The 16,188-nt window shown below is 62.9% G+C and carries 21 protein-coding genes; 19 read left to right on the top strand and 2 right to left on the bottom strand.

Going from position 1 to position 16,188, the window contains the following annotated elements; translation table 11 throughout:
- Window position 1 precedes the first annotated feature (1 nt).
- The 12 genes from ACLB1Z_RS04700 (at window position 2) to ACLB1Z_RS04645 (ending at window position 10,540) form a co-directional block, all read left to right on the top strand.
- Window positions 2-397 (top strand): hypothetical protein, encoded by a 396-nt coding sequence (locus ACLB1Z_RS04700; protein WP_409562271.1) that lies wholly within the window; start codon window positions 2-4, stop codon window positions 395-397.
- 31 nt (window positions 398-428) lie between these two features.
- A complete protein-coding gene (locus ACLB1Z_RS04695) occupies window positions 429-815 on the top strand; it encodes a DUF6915 family protein (protein WP_409562270.1) in 387 nt (128 codons plus the stop codon).
- A gap of 147 nt (window positions 816-962) precedes the next feature.
- Window positions 963-1,460: a hypothetical protein gene (locus tag ACLB1Z_RS04690; RefSeq protein WP_409562269.1), complete on the top strand. Its 498-nt coding sequence runs from the start codon at window positions 963-965 to the stop codon at window positions 1,458-1,460.
- A gap of 199 nt (window positions 1,461-1,659) precedes the next feature.
- Complete coding sequence (locus ACLB1Z_RS04685; RefSeq protein WP_409562268.1) at window positions 1,660-1,995, top strand: hypothetical protein; 336 nt, start codon at window positions 1,660-1,662, stop codon at window positions 1,993-1,995.
- 353 nt (window positions 1,996-2,348) lie between these two features.
- Complete coding sequence (locus ACLB1Z_RS04680; RefSeq protein ID WP_409562267.1) at window positions 2,349-2,738, top strand: plasmid mobilization protein; 390 nt, start codon at window positions 2,349-2,351, stop codon at window positions 2,736-2,738.
- Window positions 2,735-4,204: a relaxase/mobilization nuclease domain-containing protein gene (locus tag ACLB1Z_RS04675; RefSeq protein ID WP_409562266.1), complete on the top strand. Its 1,470-nt coding sequence runs from the start codon at window positions 2,735-2,737 to the stop codon at window positions 4,202-4,204. The genes ACLB1Z_RS04680 and ACLB1Z_RS04675 overlap by 4 nt, the downstream gene beginning before the upstream one ends.
- Before the next feature lie 27 nt (window positions 4,205-4,231).
- Window positions 4,232-5,227: a hypothetical protein gene (locus ACLB1Z_RS04670; RefSeq protein ID WP_409562265.1), complete on the top strand. Its 996-nt coding sequence runs from the start codon at window positions 4,232-4,234 to the stop codon at window positions 5,225-5,227.
- Window positions 5,228-5,279: 52 nt separating this feature from the next.
- Window positions 5,280-6,311, top strand: a complete 1,032-nt coding sequence (locus ACLB1Z_RS04665) for a hypothetical protein (RefSeq protein WP_409562264.1) — start codon at window positions 5,280-5,282, stop codon at window positions 6,309-6,311.
- Window positions 6,299-7,135 carry a vWA domain-containing protein gene (locus tag ACLB1Z_RS04660; protein WP_409562263.1) on the top strand — a complete coding sequence of 279 codons (837 nt, stop codon included), beginning with the start codon at window positions 6,299-6,301 and terminating at the stop codon, window positions 7,133-7,135. The genes ACLB1Z_RS04665 and ACLB1Z_RS04660 overlap by 13 nt, the downstream gene beginning before the upstream one ends.
- Window position 7,136: 1 nt before the next feature.
- Window positions 7,137-8,021, top strand: coding sequence for a protein phosphatase 2C domain-containing protein (locus ACLB1Z_RS04655; protein ID WP_409562262.1), 885 nt, complete (start codon window positions 7,137-7,139; stop codon window positions 8,019-8,021).
- Window positions 8,021-10,039, top strand: coding sequence for a type IV secretory system conjugative DNA transfer family protein (locus ACLB1Z_RS04650; protein ID WP_409562261.1), 2,019 nt, complete (start codon window positions 8,021-8,023; stop codon window positions 10,037-10,039). Before ACLB1Z_RS04655 ends, ACLB1Z_RS04650 begins: the two co-directional genes overlap by 1 nt.
- A 69-nt stretch (window positions 10,040-10,108) precedes the next feature.
- Window positions 10,109-10,540, top strand: a complete 432-nt coding sequence (locus tag ACLB1Z_RS04645) for a hypothetical protein (protein WP_409562260.1) — start codon at window positions 10,109-10,111, stop codon at window positions 10,538-10,540.
- A 2-nt stretch (window positions 10,541-10,542) separates the two neighbouring features.
- Here ACLB1Z_RS04645 and ACLB1Z_RS04640 read toward each other — a convergent pair whose 3' ends face one another.
- Together ACLB1Z_RS04640 and ACLB1Z_RS04635 are read right to left on the bottom strand one after the other, a co-directional pair.
- The gene (locus ACLB1Z_RS04640; protein ID WP_409562259.1) at window positions 10,543-10,911 is read right to left on the bottom strand and encodes a hypothetical protein; all 369 of its coding nucleotides are present in this window, start codon (window positions 10,909-10,911) and stop codon (window positions 10,543-10,545) included.
- Window positions 10,911-11,210: a primase-like DNA-binding domain-containing protein gene (locus ACLB1Z_RS04635; protein ID WP_409562258.1), complete on the bottom strand. Its 300-nt coding sequence runs from the start codon at window positions 11,208-11,210 to the stop codon at window positions 10,911-10,913. The genes ACLB1Z_RS04640 and ACLB1Z_RS04635 overlap by 1 nt, the downstream gene beginning before the upstream one ends.
- A 185-nt stretch (window positions 11,211-11,395) precedes the next feature.
- On the opposite strand from ACLB1Z_RS04635, the gene ACLB1Z_RS04630 reads away from it, so the two are divergent.
- The 7 genes from ACLB1Z_RS04630 (at window position 11,396) to ACLB1Z_RS04600 (ending at window position 16,142) form a co-directional block, all read left to right on the top strand.
- Window positions 11,396-12,043, top strand: coding sequence for a hypothetical protein (locus ACLB1Z_RS04630; protein WP_409562257.1), 648 nt, complete (start codon window positions 11,396-11,398; stop codon window positions 12,041-12,043).
- A gap of 177 nt (window positions 12,044-12,220) precedes the next feature.
- Entirely contained in the window at window positions 12,221-13,141 is a 921-nt protein-coding gene (locus ACLB1Z_RS04625; RefSeq protein ID WP_409562256.1) for a restriction endonuclease, read from the top strand.
- Window positions 13,142-13,307: 166 nt separating this feature from the next.
- Complete coding sequence (locus ACLB1Z_RS04620; RefSeq protein ID WP_409562255.1) at window positions 13,308-13,874, top strand: hypothetical protein; 567 nt, start codon at window positions 13,308-13,310, stop codon at window positions 13,872-13,874.
- Between the two features lie 10 nt (window positions 13,875-13,884).
- Window positions 13,885-14,157 (top strand): hypothetical protein, encoded by a 273-nt coding sequence (locus tag ACLB1Z_RS04615; RefSeq protein WP_409562254.1) that lies wholly within the window; start codon window positions 13,885-13,887, stop codon window positions 14,155-14,157.
- 8 nt (window positions 14,158-14,165) lie between these two features.
- Window positions 14,166-14,567, top strand: a complete 402-nt coding sequence (locus tag ACLB1Z_RS04610) for a hypothetical protein (protein WP_409562253.1) — start codon at window positions 14,166-14,168, stop codon at window positions 14,565-14,567.
- Window positions 14,564-15,391 carry a hypothetical protein gene (locus ACLB1Z_RS04605; RefSeq protein ID WP_409562252.1) on the top strand — a complete coding sequence of 276 codons (828 nt, stop codon included), beginning with the start codon at window positions 14,564-14,566 and terminating at the stop codon, window positions 15,389-15,391. Before ACLB1Z_RS04610 ends, ACLB1Z_RS04605 begins: the two co-directional genes overlap by 4 nt.
- A 193-nt stretch (window positions 15,392-15,584) precedes the next feature.
- A complete protein-coding gene (locus ACLB1Z_RS04600) occupies window positions 15,585-16,142 on the top strand; it encodes a hypothetical protein (protein WP_409562251.1) in 558 nt (185 codons plus the stop codon).
- The last annotated feature ends 46 nt before the right edge of the window (window positions 16,143-16,188 follow it).

Here is a 16,188-nt window from a genome sequence, read left to right as displayed (position 1 = left end):
CATGGACTACATCTCCATCTGCCGCAGCAATTACTTCAAGGTCCGGGATGCCAAGCGGTTCGTCCGCTGGTGCCGCTACCATGGGCTTGAGCATTGGACCTATGAAAACGAAGGCGAGACCTTCCACGCCATAGGCAATGACGATGGCGGCGGATGGCCGTCCTACAATCACGATGGCGAGTTCGATTTTGAAATCGAACGGGAGCTCCAGTCCCACCTCGACCCGTCGACGGTGGCCATCATCTATTCCGCAGACCATGAGGGCTTGCGATACGTCGGCGGGCACGCCGTGGCGGTCCACGCCACCAAGCCGCCCACCTATCTGGGGCTGAAAGCCATCGTCGCGCTGGCCCGTACAGCCTACGGGCCCGAGGTCACCATCGACGACGACAACTAACCCACCCCGTACCCAACGAAAGCACGCACCCATGGCTCACGCCTACCATCATGCCATTTCCTCCGTCAAAAAATGGGGAGGCACCACCGACGACTATCTCGCCATCCACGCCTGGTTCGACGAAAGCAAAGGACAGCTTTGCGATTTCCGGCACCGCGCCTTGCGCCACCACGCCGAGGGCATCCTGATGATGGAAAGCCTATTTGGCGTCACTCTCACCCTCTCCACCGGCCGCGTGATCCCGACGCGATGGGTGGGCGAGCAGCATGTCCGCGAAGACCTGGGGCGCATCCCGACCTTCGCCGACTGGGCGCGCGAGATCCGGCCCCAGCGCTGGATGGGCGCCGCGAAGAAGCTGTCAGAGGAAGCGGACCAACGCGAGCTTCAGAACCGCGAATGCAGCCCGGTCCAGAATTGAAAGCCCCTGCCTCGCTTTTCCACCGCCCATCCATGAGGAGGGTTACGGGCCATGCACCGCAGTTCATCATCGGAGGCGTTCCTGCGCGACGGGGGATTCAACAACCGCCCGCCGCGCGCCCCGTGATGCGCTTTACACAGGTGCGCAATGGCCCCGATCACCAACATCAGACCAATTCCCTACCCGAAATCCGTCAACGGCGAGTATGTGCGTGTCCTGCTCACCGCAACCTCACTCATGCCGAATGACGCGAATTTCCGGCATGCCCTGCGGTTCATCCGGGACGTGTACGGCGAGCCCACCGTTTTTCACGCCGCCGGAAATTTCCACGACCCCGATTTCAGGACCCAGCGCTTCTGGGCCCGCGCCGAAACCGTCGGCAATGATGAAATGGAATATGACCCCGACGGGATGAATGACCTCGATGACCGCGGTTGGCTACTCCCGGACGACCCGCTCACCGCCTGTGCACATCTTTGGGATTTCGCCCGACCACACGTCCTGCTTGCGGTGCAGGGCTCGTTGTTCACGCGCTATCTCGCATTCCGGGCGACGGAGGGGGACATCCCCATCGTCACCATCACGCGATACCGGCCTTCAACGGTAGAGAGGATCTTGGGAGGGGATATCGTCACCCCGGACTGATGCACTCCCTCATGGCAGCTTGGCCACAGGGGTGTATGCCGCAAGCATGCGCCGTGGATACCCTCTGCCCAAGATGGCAGCACGGGACCTTGCTTCCGGAAGCAAGGTGCCACCGTAATGCGGCCACCATGCTTCATAATGTGATTTCAACGACGGGAAACAAGGTCCCTTGCTTCCGACCCTGCCGCAGCGGGGGACCATGCTGCTGACCGAAGAGCACGACGCCGGGACCCTGGTGCGCATCTACGCGACGCAGCAGGCAAGTGTTGTCACCTGGTTCGAGGATGACGGCGGAGGTGGAACCGTCCTGCACGCCGAGCTCGGCGAATTCGCATCACCCTGGTCAAACGGCGACGAGAAGGTCGAGGCGGTGAAGGCCGCGGTCCTCATGGACGTCGCCCGCCGCTTGAATTGCCCCGTGGACAAGGTGTTGTGCCGTTCGCTGTCGGAGCTTGCGTTGGTCACCGACCCGCTGCTCGAACACAAGCACAGTTGGAGCGGCCGTCGCCACTCGCGCTCGTCTCCCTCGCGCTAAAATCATCTACGTGTCTCTAGGGAATTCCCTATCGTCCGTGTGCAAACGCATTTAAAACGTGTCGCAGAGTCGTTTCACGTCCGTTCCACGATGCAGCTCATCGCCTAAAAAACCTTCGGGGGTCCGGGGGCAGAAAGCCCCCGAGGGCTCAGATGATGCAACCATGGTTGCGATAACATTCGGCAACTGTCGGTGCCGGCGGGTGTACGGTCTGAATACAACACATTAGATTGCTCCTAGTGGAGCAAGCAATGCTTTTGGGCCCATAAATGGGCCTCAAAAGCGGTCGCATTCGGCCTTCAGCCTCAAGCGCCCTGCTTGTCCCTCAAGCGCCGGGAGGGCTTTTTACAACGATGCCTGCGAAGGGTTCTTCGAAACGATCGAAGCCGCTATGCCTGCGGCGCAAGGTTGCGTTCACCGACGACGAGGCGGCGCGTCTCGTCACGGCCGCGAAGCTTGCAGGGAAGGCGCAGTCGAAGTTCATGCGCGATGCGGTGCTGGCGGCGATGGGTGAAGCGCCGGCGCCCAAGCCCAGGCGCAATGCGGTGAAGGACCAGGCGGCCGCCGAGCTGGAGCGCGTGAACTGGTTGCTCGCCAACCTTTCCAAGAACGTCAATCAGCTCGCGCGGCAGGCGAACGCCGGCATGGTGCAGGTTACGCGGCGCGAGACCGAATACCTGCTGAGCCAGCACCAGCTGGTGCTCTCGAAGGCCGCGGCGGTGATGGAGCGGCTGCTCGCGTGATCGGCAATGTGCACAAGGGCGGCAACGGGTTCCGGGGCATCGTCAACTATCTGCTGCACGGGAAAAGGGACGAGCCCGATCCGGACCGCGTCGCGTGGGCCATCACCCGCAACATGCTCGTGCACAATCCGGACCTTGCGCCCGCCATCATGCGCGCCACCGCCAACCAGTCCGCGCGGTGCTTGAAGCCCGGCTACCATTTCTCCATCAGCTGGCGTCACGACGAGAACCCGACCGACGAGTTGATGCGCATGGTGGGCGACAGCACCATCGCGGACCTCGGCCTCACTGAACATCAGGCGCTGATGCTTTGCCACAAGGACAAGGCACACCGGCACCTGCACATCCTCGTCAACCGCGTCCATCCCGGCACGCACAAGGCCTGGCACACCGGCAAGGACTACGAGCGCCTGGAACAAAGCATCGCGCGGCAAGCTAAGGCGCTCGGCATGCTCCACGTGCCCGGCCGGTTCAACGAACCCGAACGCGCCCTTACGCAACCCCGACATGCACGCGACGGCGAATTCCAGAAAGCGCGCCGCGAGGCCAAGCCCCGCCCCCTGGACAGGTGGTCTCTGGACGAAATCAAGTCGCGCAAGCTGCAACTCGGGCCGATTTTCGAGGGCTCGCGCAGTTGGGACCAGCTCGCGCAGAACCTCGCCCGAGAAGGTTTGACGATCACCCGCAAAGGGCAGGGGCTCATCATCGCGGATGCCTTTGGTTTCATGAAACTGTCCGATCTCGGCAAGGAGGTCCGTCTCGGGACGCTTGAAGCGAATTACCGCGAGCGCTTCGACGCCTTCAACGCGCGCGGCGGAAACAACGGCTTGTTGTTCCCGGACCAACCGTTGTCGGCCGGACTCCTTACCCCCGCGCGCGATGTGGATACCGTCAGCCCGCTCCTGAAATCCCGAGCCCGACCTATCCATGCGGATGGCGCAAGCGAAGAGGACGGTGGCTACGATCCCGGTCATGAGCTGTCAGACCGCGAACGCGACGAGGAAGAGAAGCAACGCCTCCGTGAGGAAGCGCGGCAACGCCGCATCGTCGAACGCGAGGCCGAGCTTGAAGAGCGCGCACGCCGGAAGGCGGCTTCCTCATGGAGCGATGCCGACGAAGCCGCCGATGCCGCCGAACATTCCCTTGATGCGCGGACGGCGCCGACGCCCAGGGAGAAGCCCGTGGAACAACCCGACCCGCTGTCCGATGCGCATGAGGAGCTTGCCCTCGCCCGCGCCACGCTGGACCTCAGCTACGCCCTCGGCGGCCTGGTCAGCGATGCCCAACGCGAACGCGCCCGGCAGGATGTCGAAGTTGCGCAGGAGAAGGTCGACGCAAACCTCTCCTTCGCCGACAAGCTCAAGGCCGATATCGCCGAAGCCCTCCAGGCAAAACCGGAGCCGGCACCCAAAGCGGCCCCGGAGCCCGAGCCGGAGCAGGACGAGGACGACGAAATGGAGATGTAGCGCACGCCCCCATTCCACGGTGCCGGCATGAAAGGCCGGACCGTGTGGGGGGTGCGGTTCTACCGCGACGATGACATCCCGGACGACTGGGTGGAGCTGACACTCAGCGACGCCGTGGGATCGGACGGCGGCGCAGCGGCGGTCCATGTGGTGCTCCCCGAAACAGACCCGCCGCTTGTCGCCAAGATCTTCAATGATGAGATCCGCAACCGTGTGCAGACGGTTCCGGGTTACGCCGATCGCGTGTTCATCCCCGCGCTTTACTGGGATACCCTGCGCGAGGAATTGCCCTTTGCGACATGGCCGCGGCGCGCCCTCTTCGACCGCCGGGAACCCGACGCGGCGTCGAGGAACGCCCATCTCATCGGCTTCACCATGGAGCGGCTGGAAAACACCATCTCGCTCAGCGATCTCGCGGTCCACATCAAGAATACGATACCGCTACTCCGAAAGGCCCATGGGCCCGACCGCGAAGCCGTCTACCACATCTGCGCCAAGATGGCCGAGCAGCTGGCCGAGCTCCATCGGCACCGCTGGGGATTCGTCTTCGGGGACATGAGCCCCAACAACATCCACGTCAGCCGCAACTGGCGGGACGTCTACTTCATCGACACCGACAGCTACCAATTCTCGGCTGGGAAGGGGCGTTACCCGTTCCCGCTGTACGGCCTCACGCCGAATTTCATTTCCCCCGGGGCCAACGCCCTCCTCAACGCCAACAAAATGGTGACTGCGGCGCACGACGATTTCGTGCTCGCCATCCACATCTTCATCCTGCTTACCGCCGACGCGGGCATCGTCTGCCATCCGTTCAAGGAGGAAGACGATTTCATCGAACAGCGCCTGTTCCCGTTCGAGACGTCGCCCCCGGATGTCAACCCCGCCCTGGTCGAGGTTTACCAGTCTTTCCCCGCCGCGTTCCGCGATGCCTTCCGTAAGACCTTCACCACATCGACGCCCGTCACCGCGCAAGAGTGGGTGACCATCATCACCGACCAGCGGAGGTTACTTTGGCGAAGCTGAAGAACCGCCTCCAGCGGTCACGGCTGACACGTTCGAACCCTATGATCCCTACGTGGTGGACGAATTCACGCACATCCCAACCTTCCTTACCAAGGAAGCAGAAACACCGGCACCGGCAAAGCCCGAGGCCAAGGACTTCATCCCCTTCACTCCGGCTCCCACCTTCAGGCTGGAAAAGTACCCAAATCCTCGCGCCCTCACCAAGGAGGAGGAGGAGGCCCGCGACGCGCCGTACTGGTTTCACCGGGACGACCACCGGGCGCGATTCACGCGCGGCTTCTGGACAACATTCCTCGTTGGGTTTGCCATGCTGTGGTGGGCCCCCAAAACACTCCCCGGCCCGCCCTTGCCCGCGACGCCTCCGCCGCCGCCCGCGCAAGACCAACACCAGACCCCTCCCACGCCAGTTGGATCGGCCGGACGCCTTCCGGCCTTCGCCCCGGTGGCGCTCGACCCGGCGGCAAGGAGCAAAGACCCGCTTCCTTCCTTCATCACCCGCAGGTGGATGCCGGCGCCCTCCGATTTCCTCACCGGGAGGGCGTCCGTGCGTGACGCGTTGATCTCCGGCCTCGCCGCCTCCCTGCTTGTCGAAATCAGGGGCGTTCTCGGAACCCACCTCGAGGGTCCCGCCTCTTCGGCCGACGACGGGAACGCCGTCGCAAGCCTTGCGGCGCTGGTCGGTGACAAACACCCGGACAATCCCGCCGCCATCAAGACCGACCTCCATAAGGCGCGGGCGCGGGCCCTGCACATGGCACGCTACCGGGGACACTTTCCGCTCCCCGCAAGCACCACCGATGGCATCATGGCCCTCCTCGACGTCGACGACGTCCTCATGCTCACCGACACCCTCAATCTGCTCGGCCGCGACAGCACGAGCCACAGCTTCGAGGCCGCGCTCAAAGCGCCTGGCGCCAAGGTGGCCGGGTCTACCTCGCGCCTCAACGACGGGTGTTTCGCCTACAGCCTGACCTTCACCCGCGACGCCTTTGCCGGCCATGAGAACGGCAAGGCCTGCCTCGCGGGCAGCAAATGGATTCTCGCATCATCAGCCAAAGGAGGAGACGACACATGGGGAAGATGATCAAGGACATCAACGGCAACATGCTGGCCGACGACGATGAGATCGCACCCGCCAAAACCGGCCTCAAGCGCTACCCCTTCCTGTTCCTCGTCGACATCTCGGGATCGACGGGCGACCAGCCGGACCCCGACATCCACCACATCAACACCTCCCTCGCCAACATCATGGACCTGTTGCGCAAGCCCACGCCCTCATCCGAGCTCGCGAAGCAAATCGACAAGGTCGATGTCTGCATTGTGAGCTACTCCGACGACGTCCACGACGTCATGCCCTGGAAGGAAGCCGAAAAGATCCCCGCCTCTTTGCCCCTGCTGGTTCCGATGGGTGGGACGTCAACGGCCAAGGCCTTCGAATACGCCCTCAACCGCATCGCCGACCGGCTGACCTTCTACAATACCAAGAAGCTCGGGTTCGGCATGCCGCACATCATCCATTTCACCGACGGGGCCATCAACGACGCGAAGCCGGGCGACGCCAAATGGAACGCCATCAAGAGCAGGCTGAGCCAGGTCGACGGCAGGACGAATTCGGAGAAGCGCATCGCCACCATGATCAACTTCATCTCGCCGAAGGGATGCTCAAAGGATTTCGTCGAGGTGGACGGCCGCAAGATGTCCGGCATCGAACTCCTGTCCGAACTCACCGGCGCGCAATCCATCTACGAAATGGGCAAGGAGCAGACGACCTTCGAGGGGTTCGTGAAGCTCATCACGGTACTCATCACCAAGATCACCCACAACTTCCGCACCCAGGACGCCGTGGATGAAGCCGCCAAGGCGATCAAGGACGGAAAAACGAAACTCAGGAACGTGGGGAAGGGCTGAGATGGCACGCATGGACATCACCCCTCGCTACGACTTCGCCTGCATGCAACGCATCCAGACCGCGATGCGCCCCCCCTGGCTCATCGTGTGCTTCGGCCAACAGGGTGTGAGGCATTACAAGGAAAACCAAGCCTGCGAGGACAATTTCGTCGTCGGCGGCTGCGATGACGCCGCCGGAACCCACGTGACATGGTTGGTGCTCGCGGACGGCATCTCCAATTGCAGCCATTCCCAGTGGGGAAGCCGCGAAGCGTGCCACGCCGTGAACGCCTATCTCGGACGCGAAATCAGCAGGGGCGCGAAACCGGGACTCGACGTCCTCACCCAAGCCATGGGGGCCGCGCACACCACGCTTGCCGACCTCGCGGCACGGATGAACAGGAGCCTCGATGAATTCGGCACGACACTGGCTATCGGTTTGCTCCATGGCCAATCGATCTACGCCGCAACCATCGGGGACTCCAGCGCGGCGATTTCCATGGTGTCCGAAGCGGTCACCGACGCACCCTCAGGCGACCCCACAAGATCCTATGCCCCGTTCTGCACGGCCAAGCCATCCGGCAAGGACAATTACTCCTACAGCGTGACCGAACCCACATGGATCGACATGATCGCGCGTGCCGAAACCCACAACCTCGATGTGGACCTCGTCATGCTCGCCACCGACGGCGGCCACAACTTCTTCCTCGACCCCACGCCCGAAGGGCATGTCTTCGACCCCGCCTATCCGGAGTACCTGCTCGGCAAACTCCGTAACCCCAAGGTGGGGCCTCTCCTGATCGGGAATGTCCTCTCGTTCTTCATGAAGGAGGTAAAGGCCGAGCATGACGATGACCGGACGGTCCTCATCGCCGTCCGTTACCCCGAACCCGAGGAGGCCGCGTGATGCCCGGCGGTTATCTCACCATCTCGGCGCATCCCCTGCGCAACCTCTCCGACTACAACGACCAGACCTTCCTGACCCACGTCGACACGCTGCTGTCCGACCCGCGCTCTGTCTTCTCGGCGCCCGTGGAGGACCTCACCGGCTACAGCGGGTCGTACCACAACCTCAACCAGCACATCTCCACCGCCTGTGAAGCCCAGAAAGCCTCCAACATTGAATACCTCGGCGACGTGGCGTCGAGCTTCGGGTCCACCAAGGGCCTCATCACCGTCGCCGCGAAACACCTCGGGAAGCGCATCTCGCATTCCCGCAAGCACAACGGCGCCCTGAAGCTCATCCACGAATTCGTCGTGTCGCGCCCCGCCCTCGCCTTCGACGACAAGGAACGGCAGATTTTCCGGGGCGCGGCCGAACTGGTGGCCGCCGGGGTTTACAACGGGGAGCAATGGCGGCGGTTGCTGGCGATCCTGGTGTGGAACAACGGCAACTGCCAACTCGAACCCACCGACGAAGCCCAGGGCAATGCCCGCGTGCTCGAGATCAAGAACCTCCTGACCCAATTCCTGATGAAGGAACTTCCCGCCACCACCACGGTCCTCGCGCAAACGGCCAGGGACATCAGCGCGCACCGAGCGATGGCATCGGCCGCCCAAACCGTCCAGACCGGCGCGCGCTGGATGACGCCGGCCGACGTCGAGGCCAGCCGCTACTACAGCGACGTGGTCTCGCCCGACGCGTTGGTGCTAGGATACCACCCCATCTCCGGCAAACCCCTGACCTTCACGGGCAACGAAAGCCTCATCTCCATCGGCGGCCCGGGCTCAGGCAAAAGCCAGACGCAGGTCATCCCCAACCTTCTCACCTACCGCGGCAGCGCCATCATCCTCGACGTCAAAGGCGAGTTGTGGGACGCAACCGCCGGCTACCGGGAAAAACACTTCGGACCGGTCTACAAGTTCGCGCCCACCGACCCCGACGGCCGGACACACCGCTACAATCCCTTCGACTTCATCTCGAAGAAGCCCGGCGAGGCCGCCAACGACTGCACCGTCTTCACCTACCAGGTGGTGGAGCACAACCCCGACCTCACGCAGCCGTACTGGGAAAACCGCGGACGCGACATGATGTGGGCCTACGCGATGATGGTCGCCCTCAAAGCCTCTCCCCAAAACCGCACCATCCAGGGATTGGGTGAACTGCTCGCCACGCCACCGGCCAAGGACCCCAACGCCGAGATCATGCAGCTCGTGCGGATGATGAAAAGGGTCGCCGAACTCACGAACATCTCCGACCTCGCCGCCGCTGCAGACGCCATCCAGACTGGCATTAACTCGAAGGACCGGCTGGAAAGCATCCTCGACACGGCGCGGCGCTACCTGGCGCTCTTCAACCGCAACCCCGACCTCAGCGCGGCGATGTCGACATCCGACTGGCGCCCGCAGATCTTCAGGAGCCAGCCCGGCGCGTCGCTTTTCATCACCATCCCAACAACCGACCTCGAGGCCTTCGGGCCGATCGTGCGCACGATGCTGTTCCAGCATTTCCGCATCTTCATGGCCACCCAAAGCAGGCCCGGCGAATTGCCGATCACCTTCTTCCTCGACGAGATGCCCCAGCTCGGCAACTTCAATTCCATCCTCCAGCTCCAGGACGTCGGCCGTGGGTCCGGCCTGAGGCTGTGGATGTTCTGCCAATCGCTCGGCCAACTCGCCAAGGCGTTCGGCCAAAACCGTTACGAGGGTGTTGTTGATGCCTGCCGGGCGCGTTGCTTTTTCCAGCCCGACAACCAGGCGGTGCGGATGATCGAACCGAGCCTCGGCGAAACCCAACATCTGTTCCATGGAACAAAAGAACCACTGGCCCGGGCCAACGACCTCATGGGCAAGGCCTTTGATGACAAGATCATCGTGACCACGCGCGGCGACCATCCCGTCGCCCTCGACAAGCGGTGGGCATGGAAGGAGATGCAGCACCTCATGTTGCCACCGCCCCAGCTCAAATCGATCAAGACCGTATAGGGTTTGATCTGCCCGCATTGACACGGTTCGCCATCGTGCAAGGCTTCTCGTTCAAGGGAAGCCGCATGGATGGAATTCAGCTATGACGACTGGGATGAGGAAGAGGAGGTAGAGCTTTTTGCATCGACAGCGCTCAAGGCGCCGTCGCCCTCTCCCTGGCGATCGTTGACCTCGGAACTGGCCCGCATGGGCGGGGTCTCGTCGTCCTCCATCTATCCCTACGGCTACAGCGTCCATTACCTCATCCGCCACCTCACGGCACGGGAGGGGAACATCCTCGCGGCGGACGACATCTTCCGCCATTTCCGCTGCCACTTGCCCGAGGACAAGCGCATCCCGAACATCGGATGCGACCACTTCCTTGAGCACCTCGCCCGGTGGGGCTCCGTTGCGGGGTTTCGCCTGGAAGGAAGGTGGGTGGCGGGAGCGGCCTATCGGACCCCGCCGCTGGACCTGCAGGCCACACAGGCTTTTGTCGAAGCGCTCGCCCTGCTCGGCTGACGTCAGCGGGAGAGGCCGTCCTCCTCTTCCATGTCCTCGGCGTCCATCTTGGCCATGGCGGGTATGAGCGGGTTCACCCGCTCCTCATCTCTTGCCTTGGCCTTCTCGGCCTCGCGGGCGCGCTCACGTTCCGCCGCATAGGCCCTCAGCTGCTTCAGCGGCGCGAATTCCCCGACGCGGGCCTCGGGGAACGATTCCAGCCGATCCAGCAATTGGTCCATCTGCCGCTTGGCGTGGTGCTTCGCGAAACTCCGCTCCGCCCTGCCCCTGAACCGTTCATGCGCGAGCAGGGCATGTTCCAGCAGCACATTCTGGGGAAGCTCCTCGCCCCGGTCCTTGGCGATGCGCTTCAACGTCTCCACCGTCCACATCAACCGCCCTTTCCGTGTTTCAAGGCAACGTCACGGTAGTAGACGTTGGCGCCATGCTGGCAGCGGACGATTCCCGCCTTGGCCGCGATCAGCTTCCACTCCTCCTCGAAGGACGTGAGGGTGAGCCGCTCCTCGTTCCTTGACTTGCACCAGCCCTGATATGCATCCCACAACTGGGTGATGGTCGTGAGGGTCTTGTCTTCCGGGACGAGGTTCTCCGCGGCGAAGGTTGCGATGCGCCAGCCGAGGCATTTCCCGTCGGCGAGCTCGTCGCCCTGTGTCGCGCTGTTGAGTTCCATGGCCCCACCAGTAGCGCATGTCACGCGGCGGCGGACCATTCACGTGGATAGGTGCTGCATGCCTACGGAAGAGTCAGCTTGTCCACCGTGTGCATGCGGTTGAGGCAATCTTGTATCCCCACTGTATTGACGCGGTATGCACCCTTCGGGGAGGCTTCGCGTGTCCACCAAAGAAAGAAACGACCATGGACCAAAAGACCAAGCCTTCCTTCTCTGTCAACATGCAGGCCGGCCCGCGCCAAAGCCGCTACGGCAAGCAACTGCCCCACTACAAGGGGACCATCACCGCGCCCGAGTCCGGCATCGCGCAAGACGTCGCGCTGTGGAGCGGCGAATACACCAACCAGGCAGGTGTCGTGATGACCTACTTCAATGGTGTGGTCGAACCCGTCTCCCGCTCCGCCGACGCCATGGTGCAAATCCGCGCCCGCGCCGCCTCCGCCGAGAAGGCTGCCCCGATCGCCATCGGCGGCAAGGATGGCCGCGAGCCCATCACCGTTGAGGACGGACGCGTTGTGCTGTTCGAAGCCCAGCACAAGGACGGCACCAACATCGCTTCCAACGGCAAGCGCCGCGCCGACGTCTACGGCTACTGGAACAACGGCGGCCAGCTGGTGCAGATCGGCGCCTACGTCAGCAAGCAGGAAGGCCGTCTCGCCTCCCTCGTGGGCAAGACGCAGTTCCCGCTGTCGAAGGAGCAGCTCGAGACCACCGGCGGCGAAATGGACCAGGCCGACATCGACAGCATGAGCCGCATGCTGGAAGAGCGCGACGAAGTCGTGCCCTTCGGCCAGGATCCGAAAGCCGGCAAGCGTGCGCGCGGCGGACGGTAATCAGGCGCTCACCGATGAAGGCCCTTCGGGGCCTTCTTGTTTATCGTCCTAGCCAACTATAGCCCATTAGTCAGCGCAACTTGCTATACGGTCGTCTATTGGATTGGGCTGAATAACGAGCAATAACTAGAGACTCTACGCGGCTCGCTTTTTTTGTCCAACAACCTTTGAAGCTTCATGACCACCAACAAACGCCAGTCCCGCTACGACCAGCTCCTTGACAAGTATCACAACATACTTTCGACCAAGTCTGGAACTCGTTACGAAATCCTCGCCGCGTTAGTGTTCAAGGCCCTGGACGACAAGCGGGTGGTTATCCACGATCTCAAACTGGCCGGCGCTGCCGTGCAGCACCAGATTGACGTCACCGTCGACATCGCCGGCACCACACGGCGCACCCTCATCGAATGCAAGGACTACGACCTCTCCGGCGGCAAGGTCGGCCTCGACATCATTCGCAGCTTCAGGTCCGTCGTTGAGGACACCGGCGCCGACGAAGGTATAGTCATCACCTGCAATGGCTTCACTGAGGACGCTCAAGCCTACGCCGCATCCAAAGGCATCAAACTTGCCGTCTTGCGCATCTTCGAAGAGCGCGACCGGGAGGGTCGCATCGAGAGGATTATCATCAACATCACAGTCCAGCGACCCGCAAACCCTAACGTCACCATCAAGATCGAGCCCTCACATTTGCCGACCTACACCGCGCAACTAGCTGCCGCCGGAATATCCAACGGCATCCACGTATCCGACCGGGTATACTTTGTGAACGGTTCAGAACAGGTGCAATTCAACGAGTTTCTGTCCCCGCGCGTCGACGAGGCCATGCTCACCACCGCCAACACTGTCTCGGTCTCTTTCCCCTCGGCCGGCTGGCAACTTCAAGTCGACGACAACCTTCCCCTGCCATTCCAATCCATTGATCTTGCTTTTGACATTCATGAACAAACTCTCACCAGCCAAATCGTCTCGACCCGCGTCGCGGAGCTCATCCTCTCTGGTTTTGGCCCCGATGACCTCATCGTATTCGGCGACCAGATCGAGCGCTACGCCGTTGACCCCGTGACAGGCGCAGCCACTCGGAACCCCGCTGTCTAGTTCTGTCACGCCACACCAAGCTCCAATTTCTTTCTACTGCAGTCGACACAGCCTCGGGCTCCCGTAACCTCCCGTAGATCACGTAAGGCTGTTTGATTGGTCCCCTCTTGCGGACGCTTATGTCGGACGCCGTCGCAATCACGCGCGGTGTTCACACGAGGTCCACATGGCCACGAAACGATATGATGCCCCCCTGCGCTTCCACGTCCACCTCAACAAGGGCAAGCAGCCCGGCGACAGGCAGCCGTTGCTCACCGGCGGGATCCTGCCCCCCGGCATCGACCAGGAAAGGAAGGTCTCGCTCTGGGCGCACTACACGGGCAAGGAAACCGCGAAACTGCCCGGCATCCTCTCCGGCAGGATGAGTCTGGGGCTCTCGGCGGAAGACCAGTTCGCGCAGTTTTCCAAGGACGGTCTTCAGGACCAATCGGTGCACGAGCTCGCGATGAACGGCGAGCGAGACCCGATGCAGATCAAGCCCGGCGAGGTGGTGCTGTTTCTGGCGCCCAACCGCGACGAGGCAAAGAAGCAGCCGCACTACTTCGGCTACGCCAACCCCGGCGCGGGCGAGCCCCTGACCTCCATCGGCGGATGGGTGGGCACCGACCGCAACGGCGATCTGCAGATCACCGGCGACACGCAGGTGTACGAGCCGCGCAATGAGCAGGAGAGGTCCAACCACGGCCGCGAACCCATCGACGAGCAGGAGGACGAACACGAACACAGCATGTGAGGACGGGCCTTTGCCCGCACGCGAAGGGGCGGACCGCTTCGGCGGCTCGCCCGACCCCAACCCTTCAACGACCTTGCTGTTGCCGCCCTCCGTTTCATCAATGGGAACCCACGCCATGAACGAACGAGAATACAATCGCCGCCAGCAGAAGCGCTTCCTGATGACCCGCAAGCGCCTTTTGGTCCGTGTGCAGAAGGTGCGCATCGCGCGCGCGCGCAAACTCTGGATGGCGAAGACCAGGAAGCTCGAGGCCTGGGCGCATGCGCAGGAGATGGCGCGATGAGGCGCGTGATGAAGCCCTACGGCGCGCGCTGCGAACACGGCAACCTCGTCCTCGAGTTCGCGGAGCCTTGGGACGGCACGCCTTGCCTCAAGCAGTTTCCTCCGCATGTGCGCCGCGCGTTGCTTTCGGAGCCGCAGATCAAGAGCGGCATCCATCTTGAGGCGGTGCTGACCGCCGCGCATTTGGGCGGGGACGTCTTCGTTGCGGTGAAGGACGATGTCGAATGCCTCATTGCCACCCGGTTGGTGCTGGAGCGTTTTCCGATGGACCCGGTGGCGAAGGACGCGGCGTTGACGTTTCACGATTTCGCGGGAGCGTCGGCCTCGCCGCTCGATGAGATCCTGGAGAGCGCGACCTTCGAACCGCTGGCCGGCGCCGATGAGGAAAACGAGGAGGAGGCGGCGCCATGAAACCCTTCCGCCGCGTCATCGACTATGTCCGCGACCGCCATGGCACGCTCAACGTCTACGTCATGGGCCCGCTGGAAACGGCCAGCACCATCGACGATTTCCCGCAAGGCGTCATCAACGCGATGGAGGGTCGGCGGTGGCCGCAGACACCGTTTGAGCTCGAAGCATCCGAAGCGGCGCTGAAGCTCGGCGAATGGCTGGCGCGGGCGGCGTCCTCCGAAATGGAATGCCACCACGCGGTGGCGGTGATGGAGCGGCTGATGCCGAATGATCCGCTCACTGACGAGGCGCGGGCGGCGTTTCCGCACCGGACGCTGGAGCAGGTGGCAGACCGCGAGGCCTACGACATCGAGATGGGGCTCGTAAGCCTCGTCCGCGACCATGTCATCCTCGAGCGCGCGGTCCGGTACTCGCGAAGCGCCGATGGGGCACTGTCCATCCAGCTGGACCCGGATTGGGATGGCGTTTCCCGGCTGGTCTATTTCCCGGACCACATCCAGCGCACGGTGCAAGGCCGGCCGCTGATGCTCTCGCCGGAGTACACCGAACGGGTGCGCGTAGCGAAGGCGATGGGGCCGGATGTCCATGCGGCGGTGTGGGATGACACCCAATGCGTGCTGGCGGCGCGGCTGGTCGCGGATGCGACCCTTCCCACGGACCCGTTCCGGCAGGAAGCGTTGCGGGTTTACGGAGAGGGTCATGAGGACCCCCAGCCGATCAGGAATTTGGCGGAGCCTTTGGTGTTGCAGGCGGCGCGGGTTCGCGGGTCGGCTTTGCCAGAGGTGATGCTGCTCGATGAGGCCGATGATGAGCTGGAGATATGAGAGGCCTTGTCTGGAATGGGTTCGGTGGGGCGCTCCCTCGGTTCCCTCGGGCCACGCTCTACTCGGCGATGCCTCACGGCGCCGCGTTCCGCGTCTCCGCCCTCGCGGGTGACGATCGTTGCGCCGGAACAAGTGGCGAGGCCGGTGGCCAGGAACACAGACTTGCATACTGACATAGGGAGAAGACACAACGATGCCGCCGTTGCGCACGTTCAAGAGTGATGCCATCGTCTTTAGGCGCGGTATCGCCGTCGCAGGACTCATCGGTGACAGCTATGCCCCACGTGCCGAATGGACCCGCGTCCGCAAAACGGCCGAGGCGTTATTCACCGAAGGCCCGGCGCACCGGCAAACTTTTCCGGACCACGGCATGGACGCCGAAGGCACCGGCTACCTCCTCGAATTTGGCAAGCGCCAGTTTTTCGCCATGGTGCCGGCGGTACCGGGACCGGAGTTCCCGCTCGCGAACGGCCAGCCCCAAATCATCATGACGCGCCCGCGCACCACGCAGGAATGCGCCTTCGTCTACCGCCTCATGGAGCAATGCCATCTCGGCCTGCAGATGTCCCCGGCAACGGGATACAAAAACGTCTATCCGCCGACGGTATCGCTGGACGCCGTGCTCGCCGAGAAAATGGCGGCGGGAGCAACGCGCATCAGCCTGGAATCAATCAGCGCAACAGCCTTTCGCGTGAATGACGGCGCGGAACTGTCACGCTTCCTGCGGTCAATCACTGGACGCGTCGCGTGACAGCCCCGCGACGGTTGTCGGCCTGGGCGGGTCCGCCAGCACCGCC

This window comes from Hyphomicrobium sp. MC8b (assembly GCF_905067615.1).
GTDB lineage: Bacteria > Pseudomonadota > Alphaproteobacteria > Rhizobiales > Hyphomicrobiaceae > Hyphomicrobium_B.
Note: the sequence above shows the minus strand (reverse complement) of the source record. Positions and strands in the feature narration are given on the sequence as shown.